General features: G+C 72.0%; 19 protein-coding genes and 1 pseudogene. 9 read left to right on the top strand and 11 right to left on the bottom strand.

Annotation, left to right across the window (positions count from 1 at the left end):
- The 3 genes and pseudogenes from CcI49_RS38545 to CcI49_RS38535 form a co-directional block, all read left to right on the top strand.
- Positions 1-570: pseudogene (locus CcI49_RS38545) on the top strand (dihydrodipicolinate reductase); the annotation flags it as partial.
- A gap of 85 nt (positions 571-655) precedes the next feature.
- A complete protein-coding gene (locus CcI49_RS38540) occupies positions 656-1,132 on the top strand; it encodes a nuclear transport factor 2 family protein (protein ID WP_076834627.1) in 477 nt (158 codons plus the stop codon).
- 102 nt (positions 1,133-1,234) lie between these two features.
- Positions 1,235-1,438 carry a hypothetical protein gene (locus CcI49_RS38535; protein WP_076834625.1) on the top strand — a complete coding sequence of 68 codons (204 nt, stop codon included), beginning with the start codon at positions 1,235-1,237 and terminating at the stop codon, positions 1,436-1,438.
- Here CcI49_RS38535 and CcI49_RS38530 read toward each other — a convergent pair.
- Genes CcI49_RS38530 through CcI49_RS38510 form a run of 5 tightly spaced genes read right to left on the bottom strand, consistent with a single transcriptional unit; the run spans position 1,435 to position 5,992 of the window.
- Positions 1,435-2,196: a hypothetical protein gene (locus CcI49_RS38530; RefSeq protein WP_076834623.1), complete on the bottom strand. Its 762-nt coding sequence runs from the start codon at positions 2,194-2,196 to the stop codon at positions 1,435-1,437. The two genes, CcI49_RS38535 and CcI49_RS38530, sit on opposite strands and share 4 nt — an antisense overlap.
- Positions 2,193-3,407 (bottom strand): cytochrome P450, encoded by a 1,215-nt coding sequence (locus CcI49_RS38525; RefSeq protein ID WP_076834621.1) that lies wholly within the window; start codon positions 3,405-3,407, stop codon positions 2,193-2,195. The genes CcI49_RS38530 and CcI49_RS38525 overlap by 4 nt, the downstream gene beginning before the upstream one ends.
- 1 nt (position 3,408) lies before the next feature.
- Positions 3,409-4,809, bottom strand: coding sequence for a hypothetical protein (locus CcI49_RS38520; RefSeq protein ID WP_083749980.1), 1,401 nt, complete (start codon positions 4,807-4,809; stop codon positions 3,409-3,411).
- Positions 4,806-5,348 (bottom strand): hypothetical protein, encoded by a 543-nt coding sequence (locus CcI49_RS38515; RefSeq protein WP_054566380.1) that lies wholly within the window; start codon positions 5,346-5,348, stop codon positions 4,806-4,808. Before CcI49_RS38515 ends, CcI49_RS38520 begins: the two co-directional genes overlap by 4 nt.
- Complete coding sequence (locus CcI49_RS38510; RefSeq protein ID WP_076834618.1) at positions 5,345-5,992, bottom strand: hypothetical protein; 648 nt, start codon at positions 5,990-5,992, stop codon at positions 5,345-5,347. The genes CcI49_RS38515 and CcI49_RS38510 overlap by 4 nt, the downstream gene beginning before the upstream one ends.
- Before the next feature lie 160 nt (positions 5,993-6,152).
- Between CcI49_RS38510 and CcI49_RS38505 the strand changes: the two genes are divergently transcribed.
- Together CcI49_RS38505 and CcI49_RS38500 are read left to right on the top strand one after the other, a co-directional pair.
- On the top strand, positions 6,153-6,353 hold the full coding sequence (locus CcI49_RS38505; protein WP_054566382.1) for a hypothetical protein: 201 nt from the start codon (positions 6,153-6,155) through the stop codon (positions 6,351-6,353).
- Positions 6,350-6,607, top strand: a complete 258-nt coding sequence (locus CcI49_RS38500; RefSeq protein ID WP_054566383.1) for a hypothetical protein — start codon at positions 6,350-6,352, stop codon at positions 6,605-6,607. The genes CcI49_RS38505 and CcI49_RS38500 overlap by 4 nt, the downstream gene beginning before the upstream one ends.
- A 188-nt stretch (positions 6,608-6,795) precedes the next feature.
- On the opposite strand, the gene CcI49_RS38495 is transcribed toward CcI49_RS38500, so the two are convergent.
- Positions 6,796-7,509 (bottom strand): response regulator transcription factor, encoded by a 714-nt coding sequence (locus tag CcI49_RS38495; protein ID WP_241840535.1) that lies wholly within the window; start codon positions 7,507-7,509, stop codon positions 6,796-6,798.
- Positions 7,506-8,981, bottom strand: a complete 1,476-nt coding sequence (locus CcI49_RS38490; protein WP_116437621.1) for a histidine kinase — start codon at positions 8,979-8,981, stop codon at positions 7,506-7,508. The genes CcI49_RS38495 and CcI49_RS38490 overlap by 4 nt, the downstream gene beginning before the upstream one ends.
- 364 nt (positions 8,982-9,345) lie before the next feature.
- Here CcI49_RS38490 and CcI49_RS38485 point away from each other — a divergent pair, with 364 nt between their 5' ends.
- The gene (locus CcI49_RS38485; protein ID WP_054566385.1) at positions 9,346-10,314 is read left to right on the top strand and encodes an ATP-binding cassette domain-containing protein; all 969 of its coding nucleotides are present in this window, start codon (positions 9,346-9,348) and stop codon (positions 10,312-10,314) included.
- Positions 10,311-11,096 (top strand): ABC transporter permease subunit, encoded by a 786-nt coding sequence (locus CcI49_RS38480; RefSeq protein ID WP_083749978.1) that lies wholly within the window; start codon positions 10,311-10,313, stop codon positions 11,094-11,096. The genes CcI49_RS38485 and CcI49_RS38480 overlap by 4 nt, the downstream gene beginning before the upstream one ends.
- A 199-nt stretch (positions 11,097-11,295) precedes the next feature.
- Here the strand turns inward: CcI49_RS38480 and CcI49_RS38475 are convergent, their stop codons facing one another.
- The 3 genes from CcI49_RS38475 to CcI49_RS38465 all read right to left on the bottom strand — a co-directional run bounded on the left by CcI49_RS38475 (position 11,296) and on the right by CcI49_RS38465 (position 13,505).
- Positions 11,296-12,210: a methyltransferase domain-containing protein gene (locus CcI49_RS38475; RefSeq protein ID WP_083749977.1), complete on the bottom strand. Its 915-nt coding sequence runs from the start codon at positions 12,208-12,210 to the stop codon at positions 11,296-11,298.
- A 192-nt stretch (positions 12,211-12,402) separates the two neighbouring features.
- Positions 12,403-12,930 (bottom strand): ester cyclase, encoded by a 528-nt coding sequence (locus CcI49_RS38470; protein WP_054566387.1) that lies wholly within the window; start codon positions 12,928-12,930, stop codon positions 12,403-12,405.
- A gap of 113 nt (positions 12,931-13,043) precedes the next feature.
- Complete coding sequence (locus CcI49_RS38465) at positions 13,044-13,505, bottom strand: hypothetical protein (protein WP_076834616.1); 462 nt, start codon at positions 13,503-13,505, stop codon at positions 13,044-13,046.
- A 326-nt stretch (positions 13,506-13,831) separates the two neighbouring features.
- On the opposite strand from CcI49_RS38465, the gene CcI49_RS38460 reads away from it, so the two are divergent.
- Positions 13,832-14,647, top strand: a complete 816-nt coding sequence (locus CcI49_RS38460) for a helix-turn-helix transcriptional regulator (RefSeq protein WP_076834614.1) — start codon at positions 13,832-13,834, stop codon at positions 14,645-14,647.
- Positions 14,648-14,681: 34 nt separating this feature from the next.
- Here the strand turns inward: CcI49_RS38460 and CcI49_RS38455 are convergent, their stop codons facing one another.
- Positions 14,682-17,027: a protein kinase gene (locus CcI49_RS38455; protein ID WP_076834613.1), complete on the bottom strand. Its 2,346-nt coding sequence runs from the start codon at positions 17,025-17,027 to the stop codon at positions 14,682-14,684.
- 677 nt (positions 17,028-17,704) lie between these two features.
- Here CcI49_RS38455 and CcI49_RS38450 point away from each other — a divergent pair.
- Positions 17,705-20,497 (top strand): TIR domain-containing protein (locus CcI49_RS38450; RefSeq protein ID WP_076834610.1); only part of this gene is annotated, 2,793 nt, incomplete at its 3' end.

Below are 20,497 nucleotides of genomic sequence, written 5' to 3'. Positions count from 1 at the left end.
GTCCTGGAGTCCGTCGACTGCACTGCTTATGCCTCGCCGCAGACCTGGCTGGAGACCGGCTTCGCCGTCCCGCCCGACACGCCCGGCCTCGCCGAGCTCGCGAAGAACCGGCAGCTTGTCTTCGTCGACGCCGTCGAGATGATGGCCGARGCGCTGCGCGTCGAGCTGGACGAGATCGTCTACACACCCGAGTTCGGTGTCGCCACCGAGGACCTCGACCTCGGCTATATGAAGATCGCCAAGGGCCACGTCTGCGGGCTGAAGGGCCTGTGGTCCGGGCGGGCCGGSGGACGGTCGGTCATCGAGCTCGGCCTCGTCTGGCGGCTCGGCCATGCCATGGAGCCGGACTGGCCCACCGAGGAGGGCTACGTGATCGAGGTCGACGGTGAGCCGTCGGTCCGCTCCAGGTTCACGGTCCGCTACGACACCCTCGGCGTCGACTTCGGCATGCCCACCGCGAACCCCGCCGTCAATGCCATCCCCCATGTCGTCGCTGCGGCACCTGGCCTGGTGACCGTCGACGAACTATCGATGATCACCGCCGCCGGCCTCGTCGCGACGGGGACCTGAGCCGCATCGCGTCGCGTCGCGTGCCCGAGCCACCGTCTGGCCCGATCACAACGCGTTCGTTCACACAAGGAGAGGTGGAGGTCCCGTGAGCTCGACACAGGAAGACCACACGCTGATGAGTCTGGCGGAACTGCAGGCCCGAGAGGGCATCAGAAGGCTCGTTTCACTCTATGGCCAACTGTTAGACGATCTTCGTCTCGAGGAGTGGGGGCAGCTCTTCGCCGAGGATGCGATCTGGCGGATTCCGTCGGTCACCTTCGAGGGCAGGGCGGCCATTGTCCAGGGCGTCGGGGCGATGGAGCCGGCCGAGCCCGGGCGGGCCAAGCACCTCACTCTCGATCCCGTGATCGATTTCGAGTCGGCGACGCGGGCGCGAGTGTGGACCGACCAGATCGCACTGCAATGTCCGGAGGAGAGCTGGGCCGTCGTGGCCGCCGGGCGTTACTACGACGTCGTCGAGTTCGACGGGACCGCCTGGCAGTTCGTCAGCCGGGAGGCCGACGTGCGATGGCCACCAGGAAGTGCGGGACTGACCGGCCTCGTTCCGGTTCCCGCTCGCTGAGTCCCCTCTGCGGGTGCGGTGTGCACGCCGTCAGACCCGCGCAGGCCGTCAGACCCCCGCGGTGCGCGGGTCTGACGGTCAGTACGGCTTCGGGTGCCAACCTTGCCGGCGCTACGGCACTGGCATCGACGTGTCAGGAGCACTGGATCCCGCGACACCCGCGCCGTCCGCCGGCGCCGGACGGACCTGAACGAGCGGGAGGTCGTCGTCGCGGCGTCCAGGGGCATCGCCCGGGTGGGCGTCGCGGGGCTCACGATGCGGGCCGTGGCCGCCGAGCTGGGGCTTTCGTCGATGGCCAGCTACTAGCCCGGTCGGGGGTCGCGGTGCGTGTGGAAGACGCGCAGCGCATGCGCGCCGGCGGGGGTCCGCCGTGACTCGTCGATCATCGCGCGCAGTGGCGGCGGGGTGTCCCGCAGCGGCGGTATCGCGCCGCCGAACTCGTCCGGCCAGACCACTGGCGCGGCTGCCACCGCGAAGGCCAGGTCCGACAGCGTGAAGCGGTCGCCGGACAGGTACGGCCGGCCGTCGGCGAGCCGCTCGCCGACCGCCCCGAGCACCGTCCCGATGGTCGCGGCGGCCGCCCGCTCCCTCGTCGCCGTCAGCCGGAGCAGCCCGCGCAGCAGGCCGGCGAAGAACGGGTAGCCCACCCGGACGGCGGTGCGTTCGACCGCCGACGTGCCGTCGCCGAGGGCGTGCACCATCACCGGCCGCAGGGGCAGCAGGTGGTAGTAGGCGAAGACCGTGGTCGCGCTGGCGAGGGTGCGGTGGAAGAGCCTCCAGTCGGCCGCCAGGTCGGCCGGGTCGGCGTCGTCCGGCCGCAGCCGCCGTTCCGGCGCGGTTCGCGCCTCCAGGTGGTCGACCATCTCGGCGACCGTGGCGAGCTCGGCGCCGCCGTCCGACAGCAGCGGGAAACGCACCGTATGGCCGCGCCGCACTGTGACGAGCGAGGAGAAGACGAGCGTGTGCCGCTCTTCCCGGTGTGGGAGGCCGTAGTAGGCGAGCAGGAACCGGCTGAACTCGCTGTCCAGGCTTGGCGGGAACGTGACCAGCGTCGCCTCGGTCACGACCGGCCCGCCCGCCGGATCCGCAGGCCGGCCGGGTACGGTCCATCCCAGCGCAGGTCGCCGGCGCGGACGAGGTCGCCGCCCTCCAGCAGCGCCATGGCGAGCGCCGGTAGCTGCACCCGGTTGATCTGCAGGCCGAAGCAGGTGTGCAGCCCGTGCCCGAAGTGCAGGTAGTCGCCCCACGCCCGGCCCGGTCGGAAGCGCCCGGCGTCCGGCACCACCGAGCCGTCGAACATCGCCGATCGGGTGGCGACGAGCACCCGGGTGCCCGCCCGGACAACCGTCTCCCGGCCGGTCCCGGCCGCGAGCACCCGGTCGGCCGCGCAGACCCGCAGCAGCGCCCACGTCTGCGGGCGGAAGCGCAGCGCCTCGAAGACGTACGAGGCGACCAGCTGCTGGTCGCCCGTGCGGGCCGCCCGCTGTGCGGCGGCGAGTTCTTCGGGCCGCCGCAGCAGCTCCTCCACCACCATCGCGAACGCCTTCGACACCGTCGGGATCCAGCCGGTGATGAGGCCGATGAGGTTGTGCCGGATGGCGAGGTCGTGCAGGCCGCCGTCCTGCTCCTTCGCCTGCAGCAGCCGGGTGAGCACGTCGTCCGGTACCGGGGCGTCGGTCGCGAGCCGCGCCTTCCTCGCCGCGATCAGCCCGTCGATGTGCGGCCGCATCTCGGCGGCGTCGGCCAGCGCCCGTGCGCGGATGGCGGCGTCGTTCGACGCGTTCAGGAAGATGTGCTCGAAGAGGTCGCGTGCCCACCGTAGCTGGGTGGCGGTGTCCGGGCCGGGCGCGCCCAGGTAGCTCGCGACGATCCCGTCGAGCACCGGGTCGGCGAGGTCGCGGACGACGTCGAGCTCACCGGCGCCGGCGGCGGCGACCCGGGTGCGGGCGGCCGCGAGCACCTCGTGGCCGATGGCGGGCACGTCGTCCCGGCGCATCACGGCCCGCAGTGCCGCGTGGTCGTACCGGTAGAGCGCGGTGTCGTCCAGCCCGAGGATGAACGGGCCGGTGATCTCGGCCATCTTCGGCGTGTAGTGCGCGACCGTGAAGTGCTCGTGGTCGCCGAGTACCTCACGCACGTCGTCGGACCTGGTGACGACCGTGAACGGTCCGGCGGACAGGATCGGGCGGAACCGCCGCAGCAGGGCGAACACCCAGCCGGAACGGTCCCCGAGCAGGTCGCCGAGCCCGCGGCGGCGAGGGGAGACGGTGCCCATGTCAGCCCGCCGTCCCGGCCGCCACGGCGCCGAGCCCCGTGATGCYGGGCACGAAGAGGTACTGGCCGCCGCGGGTCGTCACGAACGTCGGCTGCGGGCCGAGGAAGAACGGCGGCTGGCCCGGCACGGTCATCTTCCCGCTGCCGTCCGCCGGCCCGCGGATCAGGAAGTCCTTGTCATGGCCGAGTCCGAAGACGTTCCCGTCCTCCAGCCACTGCACCTGCACACTCTCGAACTGCCGGGAGATGCTCGCGACGTAGCAGACGAAGATCAGGCCGCGTTCCTGGCCGTCCGGCCCGGTCGCCTCCGGGGGGAGGGGCGGCCCGTACGGCACCCCGCGCCGCAGCATCCGGTGCCGGAAGGTCAGCAGCTCACCGAACCCGATCGAGTCCCGCGGGTTGCAGCGGCGGATGTGGGCGCCGAGCGGGCAAAGTCGGCCGTCCGCGTCCACGTCGTGGTAGAGGAAGTCGTTGGCACCCGGATCGTTCCCGCGGAAGTCGGCCGCCGGGCCGTCGGGGGAGAGCACGATCGGCGTGCCGTTGCGCCAACGCCCGACGATCTTGGCGGCGAGCTTCTCCTCGTCGCCGCCGGGAAAGGCCGCCGCGGACGTGCGCAGCGTCTCCCGGAAGAGCGCGACGTCCTGCTCCAGCTTGCGCCACACGCCGTAGGTGCTGTTGCGCCCGAGCGGGCCGGCGGGGGCGCTCGGGAGATCCTGACCGTCGCCGTCCCGGCCGGACTCGTCCGGATATCCGAGAACGAACTCGCCGAGGGCGAGGCCGCGCCAGCCGTCCTTGTCCAGCACGCCGCCGCCGGGTGCCTTCTCGTCGGTGACGCCCTCCACCGCGGGCTGGGCGAAGCCGTCCGCGAAACCGAAGTGCTCGCGCACTCCGGGCAGCAGGCTCGCGTGTTCTTCGTGCACCAGGGAAAGGCCCTCGTACCGGCTGAGATCGGCCCGCAGGTCGGCGAGCCGGCCGGTCAGGTCGTCCTCGCTCAGCGCGTTGACGATGAGAATCACATGCGCCCTGTCGTGGGTGTCCCAGTGTTCGGGCGCGGACGTGCCGACGTCGCCGAGCTGGGCCGCGCGCGCCGCCATCCCGGCGCGGAACTCGTCCGAGAACGTCGCGAGCAGCTCGGCGGAAAGGCCGAGGGCGCGCAGCCCGGCATAGGTGAGGGCGACATTCAGTGTGGTCGCGGGCTTGCCCGCGGTCCACGGCCGGGCGCTGGTGACGTCGTCCACGAGACGGCCGAGCCACCGCTGCCCGGCCCGCGTCTCATCCACGTTCACGAAGAGGTAGGTCGTGCGCGAGTAGTCGTTCCCGTAGGCACGCAGGATCCCGCCCTGGATGTCGGCGAGATCGGGCACCGGCGGCGTCCGCCGGATCCGGGGGGTGGCGATCGTCATGGCCGGAACTCCTTCAGGAAGGCCGCGCGGATCGCTGCCGGGCCGGCGAGCTGGGTGTCGACGAGCAGGCGGACGAGGCGGTCGTGCACGTCCAGCGCCGCCGTCACCGCCTGCACCGTCGCGCGCGGGTAGGCGGCGAAGAACAGACCGGTGCCGATGGCGTTGTGCCGCAGGTAGCGCGCGAGCCCCGCGCCGGCGGCCGGCCGCGGGCAGCCGACACACCGGCCCCAGATCTCGGGCGCCTCGGCGGTCAGCGTGTCCGCGACGGCGGCGAGGTAGTCGTCCGCGGACCCGTCGACGTTGCTGGTGAACAGCAGGTGAGGAGAGCCGAGCGGGTCGGGAGCGGGCTGCTTCGGGTCCGTCACGAAGTCGGGGACGATCACCCAGCGGGCGAAGTGTGTGCCCGGTACCCGCGCCAGCGGGCTCCCGCCGGGCGCGGAACTCAGCCCCGTCAGGTAGCTCTCCAGCGCGTCCCGCTCGCCCGGCACGATCGGTGTGAGGACGGTGACCGGGCTCGCCTGCGCCGGCCGCGCCCTCACAGCAGGTCCTGGGCGTCGGTGAGGAACGCCGACCAGGCGCCCTCGAACTCCGCCGGCGACAGCCGCCCGGCCCGCTCGGCGAAGTCGGCGACCGCGGGCGCCAACGCCAGGGCTTTCTGCACCATTGTCGCCGTCGCCTCCGGATAGGCCGAGTAGTAGTGGGCGGCTTCGAGCTCGTTGCGGTGGATGTAGTCCTTGAACGGACCGGTCGGGAGCGCACCGGGGAAACCGTACGAACTGGCCCAGAAGAGGCTCATGCCGCGCGTCAGCACGTAGGAGAAGGCGTCGATGTACTCCTCCCACCCGTCATTGAAATTGCTCTCGAAGAACAGGTGCGGGTAGCGGAGCCGGGTCCGCGGCGCGGTGTCGCCGTTCGCGGGCAGCTCGCGGATCAGCGTCCACCTGGCAAAGTGGATGAACGACAGCTTCCGCAGATCTCGGGTCAGCGGCGGGATCAGCCGCAAGGTGGTGAAAAGAATAGGAAGCCAAAGCTTTCCCCACCATTTCACCGTGCTGAAGACGGTGATGGCGATGGCCTGCCCGTCGATGTTGCCGGTGCCGGTGCCGGTGGCGGTCCCGACGGCCTGCCCGTCGATGTTGCCGGCGCCGGTCCCGACGGCTGTTCCAGGCTCGGAGACGGTCACCTCGGGTACCCTTTTCTGTCGGCGGAATCGCAAGACGAGAAGGTACGCGGTACGGTCCTTGAATGCCACTCGGATGTCGGGTGCTGGACAGTTCGACGGGCTGGATGCCGGATTTCGCCAGACCTTTCGAAGAAAACGATTCCGAGTTGGTTGGGAACGAATGAACCGTATACGGGTCGAACGGCTCGCACTCGGCGGATCGGCATTTTTCGCCGTCGCGTCGAGCGTCATCGGATTCCGCTGGGTGGCGTCGCCGTACTTCCGCGGCTACGCCTCCGCCGCCGCGGTCTGCTATCTGCTGAGCCGGCTCGCCGCCGCGTCGGGGGAGCGGCAGGGGGAGCCGTCGGGGAAGCGGCGGTGAGCGCGGCCGCCGGCGTCTGGGCGCACGCGCAGCTCCGCCTCGTCCAGCCCGGCTGGCCGGGCGGGAAGGGAGCGCGCTGGGTGGCCACGACCGCGGCTGGCGAGCAGTTCCGCTGCGTGGACCTCATCCACGGCCTGGACCGGCTCGGCGCGGACGGCTGGGAGCTGGTCGCATTCGCGCCGGAGCAGGGCGACCGGGCCACCAGCTTCTTCTTCAGGAGGCGTTGCGACGCCGCGACCGCACGCCCGACCTGACCGGCCGACGCACGACCCACGGGGAGCGCCAGGGTTCGGTCACCGGTGTTGAGCTGGTCCTCTTCGAGATCCATACTGTGCGGGTCCCGCTCGGGTCAGCCCAGCCGCCCGGTCGCGCGCAGCGTCTGCACGGATCTCAGGGGCACCAGGCCGCGCCGGGCCCGGACTCCCGACCGGGCAGCGAACCTTCAGATCGCGCCGGCGTTGTGCACCAGAATCGCGATCTGGACTCGGTTCGCCGCGCCGAGCCTGGTCAGCAGCCGCGACACGTGCGCCTTCACGGTCGCTTCGCTCATGTACAGCTTGGCGGCGATCTCCGCGTTCGACAGCCCGTGGCCGACCTCGGTGGCCACCTCGCGCTCCCGCTCGCTCAGGCCTTCGAGCCGGCGCATCGCATCGGCTCGGCGGGTGTCGACCGGGTTGTCCGCGAACCGCTCGATCAACGTGCGGGTCACGGCTGGCGACAGCATCGCCGCGCCATCCGCGACGGTGCGCACCGCCTGCAGGATCTCGGTCGGCGGGCTGTCCTTGAGGAGAAAACCGCTGGCACCGGCACGCAGCGCTGCGAACACGTAGTCGTCGATGTGGAAGGTGGTGAGGACGATGACCTGCGGCGGCCGGGGCAGAGCGCGCACCCGCTCGGTCGCGGCGATTCCGTCCACGCCCGGCATCCGCACGTCCATCAGGACGACGTCCGGATGGTGGGCGTTCGCGGTCGCGACGACCTCGCCACCGTCCGCGGCCTCGCCCACCACGACAACGTCGGCGGCGGTGGCGAGGATCATTCGCAGCGCGGCGCGAACCAGCGGGTCATCATCCACCAGCAGGACCCGGACGGGCCCGCGAGCTTCGGGAGGCGCCGAGCCGGCGACGAGGTCGGGCTCGGGCGGCGCGCCGTTCACCGAGGCCACCGCAGCCTCGCGTCGACGACGAAGGTTCCCTCGGCGGTGGGGCCGCAGGTAAGCGTCCCGCCGGACAGCGACACGCGTTCCGCCAGACCGGTCAGACCCGCTCCGGCGCCGGGCAGAGCTGGGGCGGCCGTGGGGCCGACGGCCTTCGTTGCCGACACCGACGGCGCCAGACTCGCGCCCGGCCCGGGGGACAGCCCGCACGGGGACGGGCCGGACGCGGACGGGCCGGACGCGGACGGGCCGGGCGGGGACAGCGCCGAGGGTGTCAGCGCAGCGGGTGTCAGCGCCGAGGGTGACAGTGCCGCGAAAGCCGGCGGAGTCCGGAGTGCCGGCGCGGGCAGCTCGTTGCTGACCAGCACCCGTAGGCCCTCGCCCGGCCGCCCGACGAGGCTGACGGTCGCCACCGCTCGGGGAGCGTGCTTGCCGATGTTGGTCAGCGCCTCCTGCACGATGCGGTAGGCGTCTCGTCCGAGCGAACCAGGCGCCTTGCCGGGCGACCCCACGTCGATCGACGTCTCGACTCGCAGACCGGCGTGTCGCGCCTCGGCAACCAGGTGCGACACGTCCGCGAGGGTCGGCTGCGGAACACGCGGCGCGGTCTCCGGCCCGCCGCGGCTGTCGGACCGCAGCACCCCGATGACCTCTCTGAGCTCCTCCAGCGCCTGACGGGCGGCGCCGCGAATCACCCCGGCCGTCGCCCCAACCTGCTCGGACGGCAGGTCGCTGCTGATCTCGAGGGCACCGGCATGCAGCGCGACCATGGTTATCCGGTGGGCGAGGACGTCGTGCATCTCCCGGGCGATACGAGCGCGCTCGGCGCTTCGGGCCTGCTCGGCGCGCAGGCGCTGGGCGGCCTCGGCGCGTTGCGCGCGTTCGCGCAGCGACAGCACGAGCTGCCGGCGGGCGCGGACCAGCATCCCCCAGGCCGCGACCGCCGAAATGATCAGGGCGGTGACGAAGAGGTCGACCCACAGGGAGGAATCGGCGGACGGCCGGTAGAGGCCATAGCCGACACCGGCCAACAGGTGCAGCGCGATGACGCCCGCCAGCACGTTGGCCCGGCGGTGGACCGCGACGGTGAACACCGCGACCACCGACGCCACGGCGGCGGCCGCGGAAAGCGTGACGACCAGCCCGATGGCGACGGCGATCCGCACCGGCCAGCGTCGGCGCAGCCAGAGCGCGCAGCAGGACAGGCCGCCCAAGGCCACGTCGACGACCAGCTGAGGCGCTGTCACCGGCTCGGCTTCGGACTGCAGCGCCGAGTACAGGAAAAGCCCGCCGAGCCCGGCGGAGAGCACGAACACCGCGACGTCGACCAGCCAGTCGCGACCCGAGCGGTGCACCGTCCGCCAGCGCGACCAGTGGCCGGACCGCACGGCGCCCCGGTCGGGCAGCAGCGACGCGGGAACCAGCGCCGGAAAGTCGACATCGTCGACATCGTCGACCGAGCCCGCGACCACGCCTTCCGATTCTTCCGTGCCTGCTGCTGACCGCTCCGCCATCGGCCAAGCGTAGGAGGTTCCGACACCACGCCGACAGCCAACCAAGGGCGAAGGGTGGCTACGACTATCGTCGGTGGCACCGTGCCGATCGTCTATTCGACGGTCCCAACCCTCGTTCTGGCAGGTCACGGCGCCATTCCCGGCGCGCCGGGCCTGGGCTGGCAGGCGGTTCCACCTCGGCCCGCGGGCTTTCGGTGACCTCGTTCCGGTCAGACTGACCGTAAGAACCAGCGAAAACGCTGCCGCGGGATGTCCTTTCGTCGCCGAACCGTAGCGGTTCGGCCGATGTGGCGAGGGCCGCCTCACCACCAACATCCGGGTCATGATTTCAGTCCAGTCACTGTCCAAGCGTTACGGCAGCCAGACCGCCGTCGCGGACGTGTCATTCAGCTGCGAGCCGGGCACCATCACCGGCTTCCTCGGCCCGAACGGTGCGGGGAAGTCGACGACAGTACGCATGATCACGGGCCTGACGCGCCCCGACTCCGGTTACGCCACTGTCGCCGGCTTTCCGTTCACCCAGCTGCGGAACCCGGCCCGCAAGGTCGGCACGCTGCTCGACGCGGCAGCCGTCCACCCCGGCCGCACCGGGCGCGCCACGCTGCGCCTGACCGCCGACCTCATCGGCATGCCTCCCTCCCGCGCCGACGACCTGCTCGAGGAGGTCGGCCTGCCGCGCGGCGCCGCCGACCGCCGGGTCGGGACCTACTCACTCGGCATGCGCCAGCGCCTCGGGATCGCCCAGGCCATGATCGGCGAACCCGAGGTGCTGATCCTGGACGAGCCGGCGAACGGGCTCGACCCGGAAGGCATCGCCTGGATGCGGACCCTGCTGCGGTCGTTCGCGGCCGACGGCGGAACGGTGCTGCTCTCCAGCCATCTGCTCGGCGAGGTCCAGGCAACGGTCGACCGCCTGGTCGTCGTCGGGGGCGGGCGGGTCGTGGCCGCCGGCTCGCTCGACGAGCTGCTCTCCTCGGCCGGGCTCGTGCTGCGAGCCACCGACCCGCGGGCGCTCGCGCGGGTCCTGTTCGAAGCCGGCCTGCCGCACGTCGTCCACGAGGACGGCAGCACCGTCGTCGACACGAGTGCCCCGGCGGCGAGCGGCGTTGATGCCGAGTCGATCGCCCGGCTCGCCGCGTCCCACGGGCTCGTCCTGCTTGAGCTGCGCCAGGCTGACCGGACCGGCATCGAGGACCTGTTCTTCTCCCTGACCCGTGCCGGCGGCGCGCCCGGCGGCACGGGCCGCCCGGCCGGCGACATGCCGGCGTCGCCGGCGGAGGTGACCCGATGACCAGCGCGACTGTCAGCGGCGGCCGGTCGAGGCACGCCACGCCGGCCAGCCCGGTGGACGGCATTGCGTTCGCTCGCCTGCTGCGCGTCGAGTGGGCCAAGACCGTCAACACCCGCTCCGCGCGCTGGCTGATCGCCGCCTCCGCGCTGCTCGCGGTCGCGGCGACGGCCATTCCGCTCGGCTTCCCCGACGACATCGACCAGACCCAGGCGAGCTACCTGTCCTTCCCGGCGCTCGCGTCGGCCCTGCTGCTGCCGGTGACGTCCGTTCTCGCGCTGACCACCGAGTGGACGCAGCGGACGGTGCTGGTCACCTACACCCTCGAACCGAGGCGCGGCCGAGTGCTGCGGGCGAAGATCGCTGCGGGGCTCCTGCTCGGCCTGTTCGCCGGGCTGTTCGCGCTGCTGGTCGGCTTCGCGTCGATCGCACTGGCCGAGGGCATCGGCCGCGACGTCGCGAACCCGGACGGGACCGGGCCGCTGCTCGGCCTCATTCCGTTCGTGCTGCTGAACATGCTTTCGGGGATGGCCTTCGGCGCGGTGCTGCACAACACGGCGGCGGCGGTCGTCCTGCTCTACGTTCTGCCGACGGTCTGGAACATCATCGCGGTGGGTGCGCTGGCCGAGATCGGCGAGTGGCTCGACCCGACGCAGAGCATGGCCTGGCTGCTCGACGGAACGCTCGGCGACAACGCGGCCAGGTTCGTGACGTCGATGCTGATCTGGATCGCGCTGCCGCTCGGTCTCGGCCTGCTGCGCACCGCCCGGCGCGAGGTGTCCTGAACCAGGCCGTTGGACGTCCCCCGCCGATCTCCAGCGCGTGTCCACCGCCACGCCTGTCCTGGCTCTCCGGACGGGCGTGGCGGGCGTGGTGGGCATGGCGGGCGTGCGGGCGGGTCTCGGCGAAAGCGGATCTCGGTGAAAGCAGGTACTGGACGCGGTCCGCGCCCAGTACCTGGGATCCACGGTGGCGCGGGCTGGCCTACCGCCTGCTGACGGCGTCGGCGGCCGGCGGGTCGTCGCGGAGGAGAGGGTGGGCGGTGTAGGCCAGCGGGATGTCGGCGATCGGCTCGTCGGGGGTCGCGTCGGGGCGGCGGTGCGCGACGGCGCGGACGTAGCCGAGGTGGCGGCCCTGATCGGCGGTGAGTGCGTCGATCTCCACCGTGTTGTCGGGGTTGATGGTGTGGTGCCAGTCGAGCCAGCGCAGCCAGCCGTCCGGCATGGTGTCGGCGACGGTGACGTGAGCGACGCCGCTGCGTTCCCAGTGGCGTCGCCACCAGGCCGCGGAGTGCAGGCAGGCCATGCTCGGCTCCCACCAGGGGCGCAGATGGTCCGGTACCGGACCGTCGAACTCGTCGACGAGCCCGGCACCGGCGATACCGATCACGCCGCCCGGCCGGACGAACCGGGAAAGGTAGTTCAGGTACAGGTCGTCCGTGCCGTAGTAGACGAACGAGTCGATGCTGACCACGGCGTCGAAGAAGCCGGTGGCGAACGGCAGTGAACGGGCGTCGGCGCGTAGTGGGAACACGGCGTCCTCGACACCGGCGTCACGGATGCGGGCCAGGCGTTCGTCCGGGCCGAACCACAGGTCGGTGGCCCAGACCTGCACCCCGAATTCCCGGGCCAGGAAGACGGACGACGCCCCACGGCCGCAGCCGAGGTCGAGAACCCGCAGACCGGGCCGCAGGTCGAGGGCCTCGGTGAGCCATTCGGTCAGCCACAGCGAGTTCGCGCCGCCGCTGACCGCGCCGGCAATCCAGTCAGGGTGATAGCGGGAGCTGCGGGGGAACCGCGCCGAGCGTAGCCGTTCGCCGGCTGTTACCTCACTCCGGTTTCCTGTCCCACCGGGGTCGCCTGTCCCACCGGCGTTTCCTGCCTCGTCCTCGTCGGCCATCTCGGCTGTGTTCGTCCTTTCCTGGCTGGGGGTTGCCTGGGGGATTCTGCCTGCGCGGTTCTGGTCTGTCATCCTCGTTTTCCGGCGGCTGGATCGGTCGTGCCGACGGCCCGCGGCGGTCGCGGCGGGCGGCCGTGGCGGGCCGTCGCGGCGCCCGGTGGCCTGCTGGTGCCCACCGGTGGGCCGTGCGGGTCAGGCGCCGGACGTCGACCTGCGGGCCCGGTGGGTGGCCAGGGCACACCGGAGCAGGTAGAGCGGTGTCGGCGGGATCCAGCCCAGCTGGGCGGCGGTGCCCAGGTCGTCGCGGTTCGCCCAGTGCTCGATGACCTTGCCGTCGCGCAGGCGCAGCCAGTGGGTCTGGGTGGTGGCGAAGGTCCGTCCGGTCGGCGGGAAGACCCGCTCGATCCGCGCGTTGGCGTCGTAGGCGACGAACGGTCCGGCGTGGCGGCCGCTCATGGTGCAGTGCACCACCACGAGGTCGCCCCGCTCCACCGTGTCGTGGATCTGCCAGTGCAGGTCGGCGTAGGCCGCACGCAGCCACAGGGCGGTCGCGTGGAAGGCCCGCGGGCCCTGGCCGCGGGCGTCCGGCGGCTCGTCCACACCCTCCCGGTTGGTGGCGAGCGGGTGCACGACCTCGGTGAAGTCGTCGAAGTCGCCGCCAGCCATGATCTCGATCGAGCGGAGCGCGAGTGCCGTCCCGGAGGAGACTGCGGTGTCCATGGGTCACCTCGTATCTGAGTACCTGAGAAGGAATGCGGTGGCTGGGGTGGTGCTGCGACCGGGGCGGGGGCGTCCCGTCGGGTCGGTCCGAGGGGACGCCCCGCTGGCGGTTGTCAGCAGGTGACGGTGAGGTGGAACGGCAGGACGGCCTTGGACTGGTCGGGGTTGCGCATCGCCACGAACACGCCGTTGGCCTTCCCGGCCCGCTGCGACACGGTGATGAATCCGGGTGGCGGCACGTCGTTCGCCCGTCCGCCGATGGACGCCGTGTAGGCGCAGCCGCGGATGTCGCGGTCGAAGAGCACCTCGACGTTCTGCGCGGCGGTGAGCCCGGAGGTGACACCGGCGCTGCTCCGGACGACAGCGCCGCCCGAGTCGATCACCGCGAAGCGGTGCGCATCGATCGGCAGCGCGTCCGCGGTCGGCGCGCTCACGGCGGCCCGCGAGGGGTCCGCGACGTTGTCCGCCGTGCCGTCGTCGGCGGCGGCGAGCGCGGTTCCGCCGAGCGCGCCGGTGACGGCCAGGGCGGACGCGGCGATGACGAGACGGGAACGGGTAACCAGGGAACGAGACATCTTGGTCGACCTCTTTCTCAAAAGCGCCACACCGTGTACTACCGGAATCTTCTGGAGGTTCCGGATGTGGCGGCTGATTGCGTCGACGTCAGATAACCAGTTCGGCAGGCGGCTCGAAAATACGCACTAGTGCGTAGCGGGAGGCCTCAGGAAGGTCGGTCGGAAGAAGGCAGGAAAGTCTCGCCGGCGCTGTCGGCGGCACGACTTGAAAGCATTATGTCGGCTGCCGGACAATCATGGCACACGAAAAAGGAGCGCGCGCGATGCTGGCCGCGGGGAACCCGCCTCGGCCTTCGGTTCGGGGTCGGCCGAGGCGAGGAGCGGGCATGCCGGCGGAAGCCACCAGGAAAGACCTGTTGGAGTTGCTCGACATGGTTCGTCTGCTGCACGGAAGCGAGGCCGGAGCGGAGTTGCCGAGCCCGGTGCTGTCCCGGATGGCCGACATGATCGGCTGCGACTCGGCGTCCTACTGTCGGGTCGATCACCGCACCCGGCAGCTGGTGGCGACGGTCGTCGAGCCGGCGAACTCCGACCTCAGCGAGTCACCCGACTTCGCCGCGGTGCTCGGGCAGCATCCGGCGTTCGTCGCCCACCGGCAGCGGCGGCTGCGAACGGCCAGCTCGGTGGCCCTCACCGACCTCGCCGACCTGCGGTCCCTGCGCAACCTGCCGATCTACACCGATTTCTACCGCCCTCGCGAGACCCACGACCAGCTGCTGAACATCGTCGCGGTCGGACGTCACCAGGGCACCCTGCTGGTGTTCAACCGGTCCCGGCGGGGCTTCTCCGGGCGGGCCCGGGAGCTGCTCGACCTGGCCTCGCCGCTGGTCTGCCAGGCCGTCGCGCAACGCGAGCGGCTCTCCCGGCTGACCGTCGCACTGCGCGACGCCCGGCGCCACGCGGCGGTGGCCGACCGGGCCGCCGGCCGACTCGCGGCGCTGACGCCCCGGGAGCGCGAGGTGGTGGACCAGCTCGCCGAGGGGATCGGTGACCGCGAGATCGCCCGTGTGCTGGGCATCAGTCCGCGCACCGTCCACAAGCACCTGGAGCAGATCTACCGCAAGCTCGGCCTGCAGAGCCGGGCCGCCGTTGTCGCGGTGGTGCGTGGGACGGTCGAGCCGGTGCCCGCCGGACCCGCGTGATTCGAGCTGGTGCCCGCCTGACCCGCGGGAAGGGCTACGGCGCGGTCGCCCAGCGCACGGGGCCGCTGGCGAGCCTGCCGTCGAGCTGGCGGTCGCCGGTCCCGTCCGGGTTCATCATCCGCATGGTGCCGTTCGCGCCGAAGAACCTGGCGGCACCGCCGTCCTGGACGTAGACGAGGGCGCCCTGCGGTGACCAGCTCGGATGCCAGGAGCCGGGCCCGGCCGCCTGCCGCAGCCCGGAACCATCCGCGTTCACCAGGTAGATGCCGCCGCCGGTGGACACTCCGAACGCGACCGTGCCGCCGTCCGGCGACCACGCCGGCTCCACGGCACCCGCGCCCGGCACCGGTGAGCCGGCCAGCCTCCGCAGGTCGCCGTCGCCCACCGACAGGACGTAGATCGACTGGTCGTCGCCGCGGCGCAGCACGATCTGGTTCGACGTCGACCAGGCCAGCTCGTAGGCGTCGGATACGGTGGCCAGCCGGCGGCGGTCGCCACTGCCGTCCGCGTTCACCGCGTACACGCCGCCGATGTTGCGTGCGTAGGCGATGGTGCCGCCGTCCGGGGAGAAGGCCGGGCTGTCGGACGAACCATCCGGCTCGTCGCTGACCTGCCGGGAGTCGGTGCCGTCGGTACGTACGCTGGTGATCTCGCCGTCGGCGTTGGTGTAGGCGACCCGGCTCGCGTCCGGCGACAGGACGGGGTTGTCCCCGAGACCCAGCAGCCGCTCGTTGCCGGTCGGGTCCACGACGACGATCGGACTGACGTTGGTGGAGCTGTCGGCCGCGTACCGCTTGAACACCCGCCAGCCCGCTGCCTCGGGCAGCGACCCGTCGCCCACCGCCAGCGTGACGGTGCCGCCGGGTGACACCTTCTGGCCGGCGGCGGGCTCGGTGCCCAGCACCAGTCCCCGCCCGGTCGTACCGCTCACCTGCGTCGTCGTCCGCACCTCCAGCCCGCGGCGGCGCAGCTCGTCGGTGATCTCGACGGCGACCCGGCCCCGGTAGTCGGCGAGCGTGACCGGACCACCGGCCGGCGTGGCGGTGGACGCCCCCGACGGGGTGGCGGTCAGCGTGCCGCCATCCCCGCCGCCGGCGCCGGGATCGTCCTCGCCGCTGCCCGGACGGAGCGGGCCGAGCAGCAGCGACGTCGTCACGACGGCGGCGAGCAGCACCAGCGAGCCGAGCGCAGTCAGCAGCACCGCCACCGGCCGGTGCGTCCCCCGCGCCGGCCCTGCGGTCGGTGCGGTCGGTGCGGTCGACGGCCCCGACGGATTCCAGGTTCCGGGCGGAGGACCGGGCGCCCCCGCGGGGCCGGACCAGGCCCCGGGCGGGAGATCGGACGTCCTCGCGGGGTCCCGGTCCTCGGGTGGGGGACTGGACGTCCCCGCCGGCTCCGATGGTCCGGCGGGAGTCTGCGGGGTGCGGCCGGGCGGGGGCTGGGACAACGGGGGGACGCTCGGCGGAGCCGGTGTTCTCGGGGCGGGTGCGGCCGGGACCAGGGTCGCCGCACCCAGCGGCGGCATCCCCCGACCGGACCCCGGATCGGATGGGGAAACCCCCTCGGCGAGACGCAGCAGCAGCGCCCCGGCGGTGGGCCGGGCAGCGGGATCCTTGCTCATCGCCTGCCGGACCAGCGCCAGCATCGCGGAATCCATCCCGCTGAAGTCGGGCTCGTCGTGCACCACCCGGTACAGGACCACCGGGGTGGCGGCCTCGCCGTACGGCATTCGGCCTGTCGCCGCGTAGAGGATCACGCCACCCCAGGCGTAGATGTCGGCGGCGGGGGTCAGCGGATGCCCCAGGGCCTGTTCGGGGGACATGAACGCCGGGGTACCCACGATGCCGCCCTCGCGGGTGTGCATCGTGGTGGTCTCCAACGCCCGGGCGATCCCGAAGTCGATGACCCGGGCGCCGGAGGGGGACAGCAGGATGTTGCCGGGCTTGAGGTCCCGGTGGATCAGGTTCGCGCTGTGGATCGCGGTCAGCGCGCTCGCGACCGCGACCGCGAGCCGTTCCAGCTCCGGCGGCGGCAACGGTCCATGCTCACGCACGTGCGCTGACAGGCTCGGGCCGTCGATGAACTCGGTGACCAGGTACGGCTCGGAGCCCTCGGTGTTGACGTCGAGCACCTCGGCGGTGCAGAACCGTGCCACCCGCCGCGCCGCGTGCGCCTCGCGCAGGAACCGGGCCCGGAACGCCGGCTCCTGGGCGAACTCGCGCCGGATCGCCTTCACCGCCACCGGCCGACCGTCCTCGGTGTGGCCCAGATAGACGGTGCCCATTCCACCGGTGCCCAGCCGCCCGGCGAGCGGGTAACGGCCGATCCGCTCCGGGTCGGTGGCTTCCAGCGGCGTCACGTGGGACGGGACGTCCGCCATCAGCGCTTCGCACCTCCATCAGCCGCTGCTCCGCCACCCGGCTCTGACTCGAATGTGACGGTCGGGACGCTGTTCCCAGTATGCCTCCCGGCCTTTCCCTGCCCGGCGAGAAACACTGGGCCGGTCGACAGGCCCAGTCCGCCGTGCTGGTACCGCCGGGCTGGCTCGGCGGACTGGTCCGTGCTGGTCCGCCGGGCGTGTCCTGATCCGACAGTCGGCTAGACGCGGCGCGCCCGGGCGGTCGCGCGCCAGTTCGCAGGCAGGGGCGGCGCGCCGACGCTGACACCGGCCCTCCGGCGGCTGTGGGGCCGGCGGAAGCGTCCCGCAGCCGCCGAAATCTCCGGTCGTCGTCTCGCTGAGGTATGGCGACGCGGGCGAACTGGTGCGTACATCGGAGGCCTTCCGCGCACGAAAATGTACGTCCGCGGATGTTGAAATGCCGATGGATTCGGCCTGGGAAACGGAAGGTCGGTGGTTCTGCCTCGCCCCTGCCTGCCAACGCTGACCTGTGGTTTCATCACACAGATCCATGGCCCGGCGCGGCGCCATAACCGGGCGGCTCGGCTGCCTTCTACCGCCACGCCTCACCAGAGACCACACTCCGTCACCACCGAAAGTGAGTCAGAGTTGATCTAGAAGCAGTTCCTCTGTGCACCGTAATGTGGCAGTCTGTGCGAATGGCGGTTCCGGAGGGAGAGTCGTCGGCCGTCATGCGGGCCGATGATGCTGTCGATTTCTTCGTGTCGTATGCGGCGTCGGACCAGGCATGGGCGGAATGGGTCGGCTGGCAGCTGGAAGCTGCCGGTTACCGCGTGATACTACGGGCCTGGGACTTCGGCGCCGGGTCGAATCTCGTGCAGGAGACCCAGCGGGCGATCTCGATATCCGCGCGGACGATGGCGCTGCTTTCGTTGGCGTATCTGATGTCAGCGGCGGATACCGCGACGCTGCAGGCAGTGTGGGCGGCCGATCCAACCGGCGCGGAGCGGCGGCTGGTGGTGGTGCGGCTGGAGGACTGCCCGCGGCCCGAGCTGCTGCGCCCGCTGATCGGATTGGACCTGTTCGGCCTGGATGACGAGACGGCCCGCAAGCGTCTGCTAGGCGCGGCGGCTGCCGGACGGCGGAAGCCGGGCACCGCGCCGGCCTTCCCGGCCAGCGCCGCTCCCCGCTTCCCCGGCCCACATGGCACATTCGGTGGGGAGCCGCGGCTGTCACCATTTCCGGGCCTGGCAGCGTTTGGGGCTAGCCGGGCAGGAGTTTTCCGGGGCAGGGAGGCGGAGAGCCGCCGTTTGGCGGACCGGCTGGTCGCGCAGGCCGAGTCGGGCGGGCTGATGGTGGTGGTAGGGCCGTCAGGATGCGGGAAGTCGTCGCTGGTTGCCGCCGGGCTGGTCCCGAGGCTCGCCGAGGAGGCGGACTGGCTGGTGACACTGCCAATGGCGCCCGGCGACCGGCCGGTCACAGCACTGGCGGTGGTACTGGCTGAAGCCGGTCGGCGGCACGGCCTGGAATGGGACGCCAGGACACTCGCCCGTAGGTTGGAGGACCGCGGCGAGATCAGCCAGCTCGCCTCCGAGCTGCTCGCCGCGACGGGCCGGGCGAGGTGGCTGCTGCTGGTCGTCGACCAGGCCGAGGAGTTGCTCGTGCGGGCCAGCCCCGGCGAACGGGACCGGTTCCTGGCCCTACTGGCGGCCGCGGACCTGGGCCGGGTGCGGGTGGTGGCGACGCTGCGCTCGGAGTACCTCGACTCTCTTCTCGAGGCCACCGCGTCCACGGGACTGCTGGTGCCGGCCGAGACGGTCATGCCGCTGTCGAGGGACCTGCTTCCGCTGGTGATCGCCGAGCCGGCGCGAATGTCCGGGTTGTACATCGACGATGAGCTGGTGGCACGGATGGTCGCCGACACCGGCGACGGCCACGCCCTGCCGTTGCTCGCTTATACCCTCCAGCGTCTTCATCTCGCCGCGCAGGCCGCGGGTACGCATGTGCTCTCGGGAGGTCTGTACGAGCAGATCGGCGGGGTCCAGGGAGCGCTCGTCGAGCACGCCGATGCCGCTCTCGCCGCTGCGGCGCAGGCCACCCACCGCACCCGGCAGGAGATCCTGGCCGGGCTCCTGCGACTGGTCACCGTCGACTCTGATGGGCGACCCGTCCGCCGGCGCATCCGGTTGGACCAGCTTCCCGACATCACTCGCGCCTCGCTGGTTCCTTTCGTCACGCGCCGGCTTCTCGTCCTCGACACCACCCCTGGCGGGCCGGTAACCATGGAGATCGCCCACGAGCGGCTGTTAACCGCCTGGCCACCGCTGGCCCAGACGATCGCCGACGACACGAACCGGCTACGCCAGCGCGCTCAGGCCGAGACCGCAGCGGCTGATTGGCAGCAGGCCGGCCGCCCGGCGGGCCAGTTGTGGGGCTACAGCCGAGCTGACTCCGCCCTCGGCCTTCTTGCCCGTGACGACCTCACACCCATGGCCCGGTTGTTCCTGATCAGCAGCCGCCGCCATGCCCGCCGCCGCCTCACCGCCGCCTTCGCCACCCTGGCCATCCTGCTCGTGGTCGCCACGGGTCTCGGAATCACCAGCTACCTGCAAAGCCAGACCGCTGACGACCGTCGGCGCACCGCGGTCGCCGACCGCCTGCTCACCCTCGCCGACAATGCCCGCGATACTGACCCGACCGCCGCGATGCGCCTCGCCGTCGCGGCCCACGACATCGCGCCCGAGGGCCAGCGGGCTCGTATCCGCGGCAACCTCCTGCAGACCCTCGCCGCCACCCCGTACCTTCGTACAACCGTCGCCGTGAACGTCGGCCCGGTCTACGGGGTGGCGTCCGGTCCGGGCAGCCTGCTGGCCACCGGTGGGTACGGCGGCACGGTGCGGCTCTGGGACACTCGTGACCCCACCAAACCCGGCCCGCTCGGCGACCTCCTCACCGGCCACACCTTCCTGTCCGCGACCACGTTCGGTCCAGACGGGCTGCTGGCCACCGGCGGCGCGGAGGGTACGGTGYGGCTGTGGGACACCAGCGATCCCGCCAAACCCCGCCAGCTCGGCGCCCCACTCGCCCACACCAGGCCGGTCTCGACTGTGGCGTTCGGTCCGGATGGGCAGCTGGCCGCCGGCGGCGGCGACGACGGCATGGTGCAGGTGTGGGACATCCGCGACCCGACCGAACCCCGCCCGCTCGGTGACCCCCTCACCGACCACGAAGGCCATTTGAACGCGGTGGCGTTCGGTCCGGACGGGCTGCTCGCCACCGCCTCCGGGGGCGGTGTCGAGGGCCTGTTACAGCTGTGGGACACCCGCGGCCCGGCCGCGCCTCGCCTCCTCTGCGACCTTCGCCATGCCGGCACGGTAACCGCTGTGGCGTTCGGTCCGGACGGGCTGCTCGCCGCGGGCGGCGACGACGGCACGGTGCGGCTCTGGGACACCGCCGACCCCACCGAACCCCACCCGCACGACTACCTTCTC

Source organism: Frankia sp. CcI49, from assembly GCF_001983215.1.
Taxonomy (GTDB): Bacteria; Actinomycetota; Actinomycetes; order Frankiales; family Frankiaceae; genus Parafrankia; species Parafrankia irregularis.
The sequence above is the reverse complement of the archived record's forward strand: the minus strand, read 5'-3'. Positions and strand labels throughout refer to the sequence as shown.

Excerpts from the sequence above, each read along its gene's own strand:
- CcI49_RS38505 (WP_054566382.1), top strand. The coding sequence starts at position 6,153 with ATGAACCGTATACGGGTCGAACGGCTCGCACTCGGCGGATCGGCATTT.
- CcI49_RS38525 (WP_076834621.1), bottom strand. The coding sequence starts at position 3,407 with ATGGGCACCGTCTCCCCTCGCCGCCGCGGGCTCGGCGACCTGCTCGGG.
- CcI49_RS38480 (WP_083749978.1), top strand. The coding sequence starts at position 10,311 with ATGACCAGCGCGACTGTCAGCGGCGGCCGGTCGAGGCACGCCACGCCG.
- CcI49_RS38485 (WP_054566385.1), top strand. The coding sequence starts at position 9,346 with ATGATTTCAGTCCAGTCACTGTCCAAGCGTTACGGCAGCCAGACCGCC.
- CcI49_RS38465 (WP_076834616.1), bottom strand. The coding sequence starts at position 13,505 with ATGTCTCGTTCCCTGGTTACCCGTTCCCGTCTCGTCATCGCCGCGTCC.
- CcI49_RS38470 (WP_054566387.1), bottom strand. The coding sequence starts at position 12,930 with ATGGACACCGCAGTCTCCTCCGGGACGGCACTCGCGCTCCGCTCGATC.
- CcI49_RS38475 (WP_083749977.1), bottom strand. The coding sequence starts at position 12,210 with ATGGCCGACGAGGACGAGGCAGGAAACGCCGGTGGGACAGGCGACCCC.
- CcI49_RS38455 (WP_076834613.1), bottom strand. The coding sequence starts at position 17,027 with ATGGCGGACGTCCCGTCCCACGTGACGCCGCTGGAAGCCACCGACCCG.
- CcI49_RS38460 (WP_076834614.1), top strand. The coding sequence starts at position 13,832 with ATGCCGGCGGAAGCCACCAGGAAAGACCTGTTGGAGTTGCTCGACATG.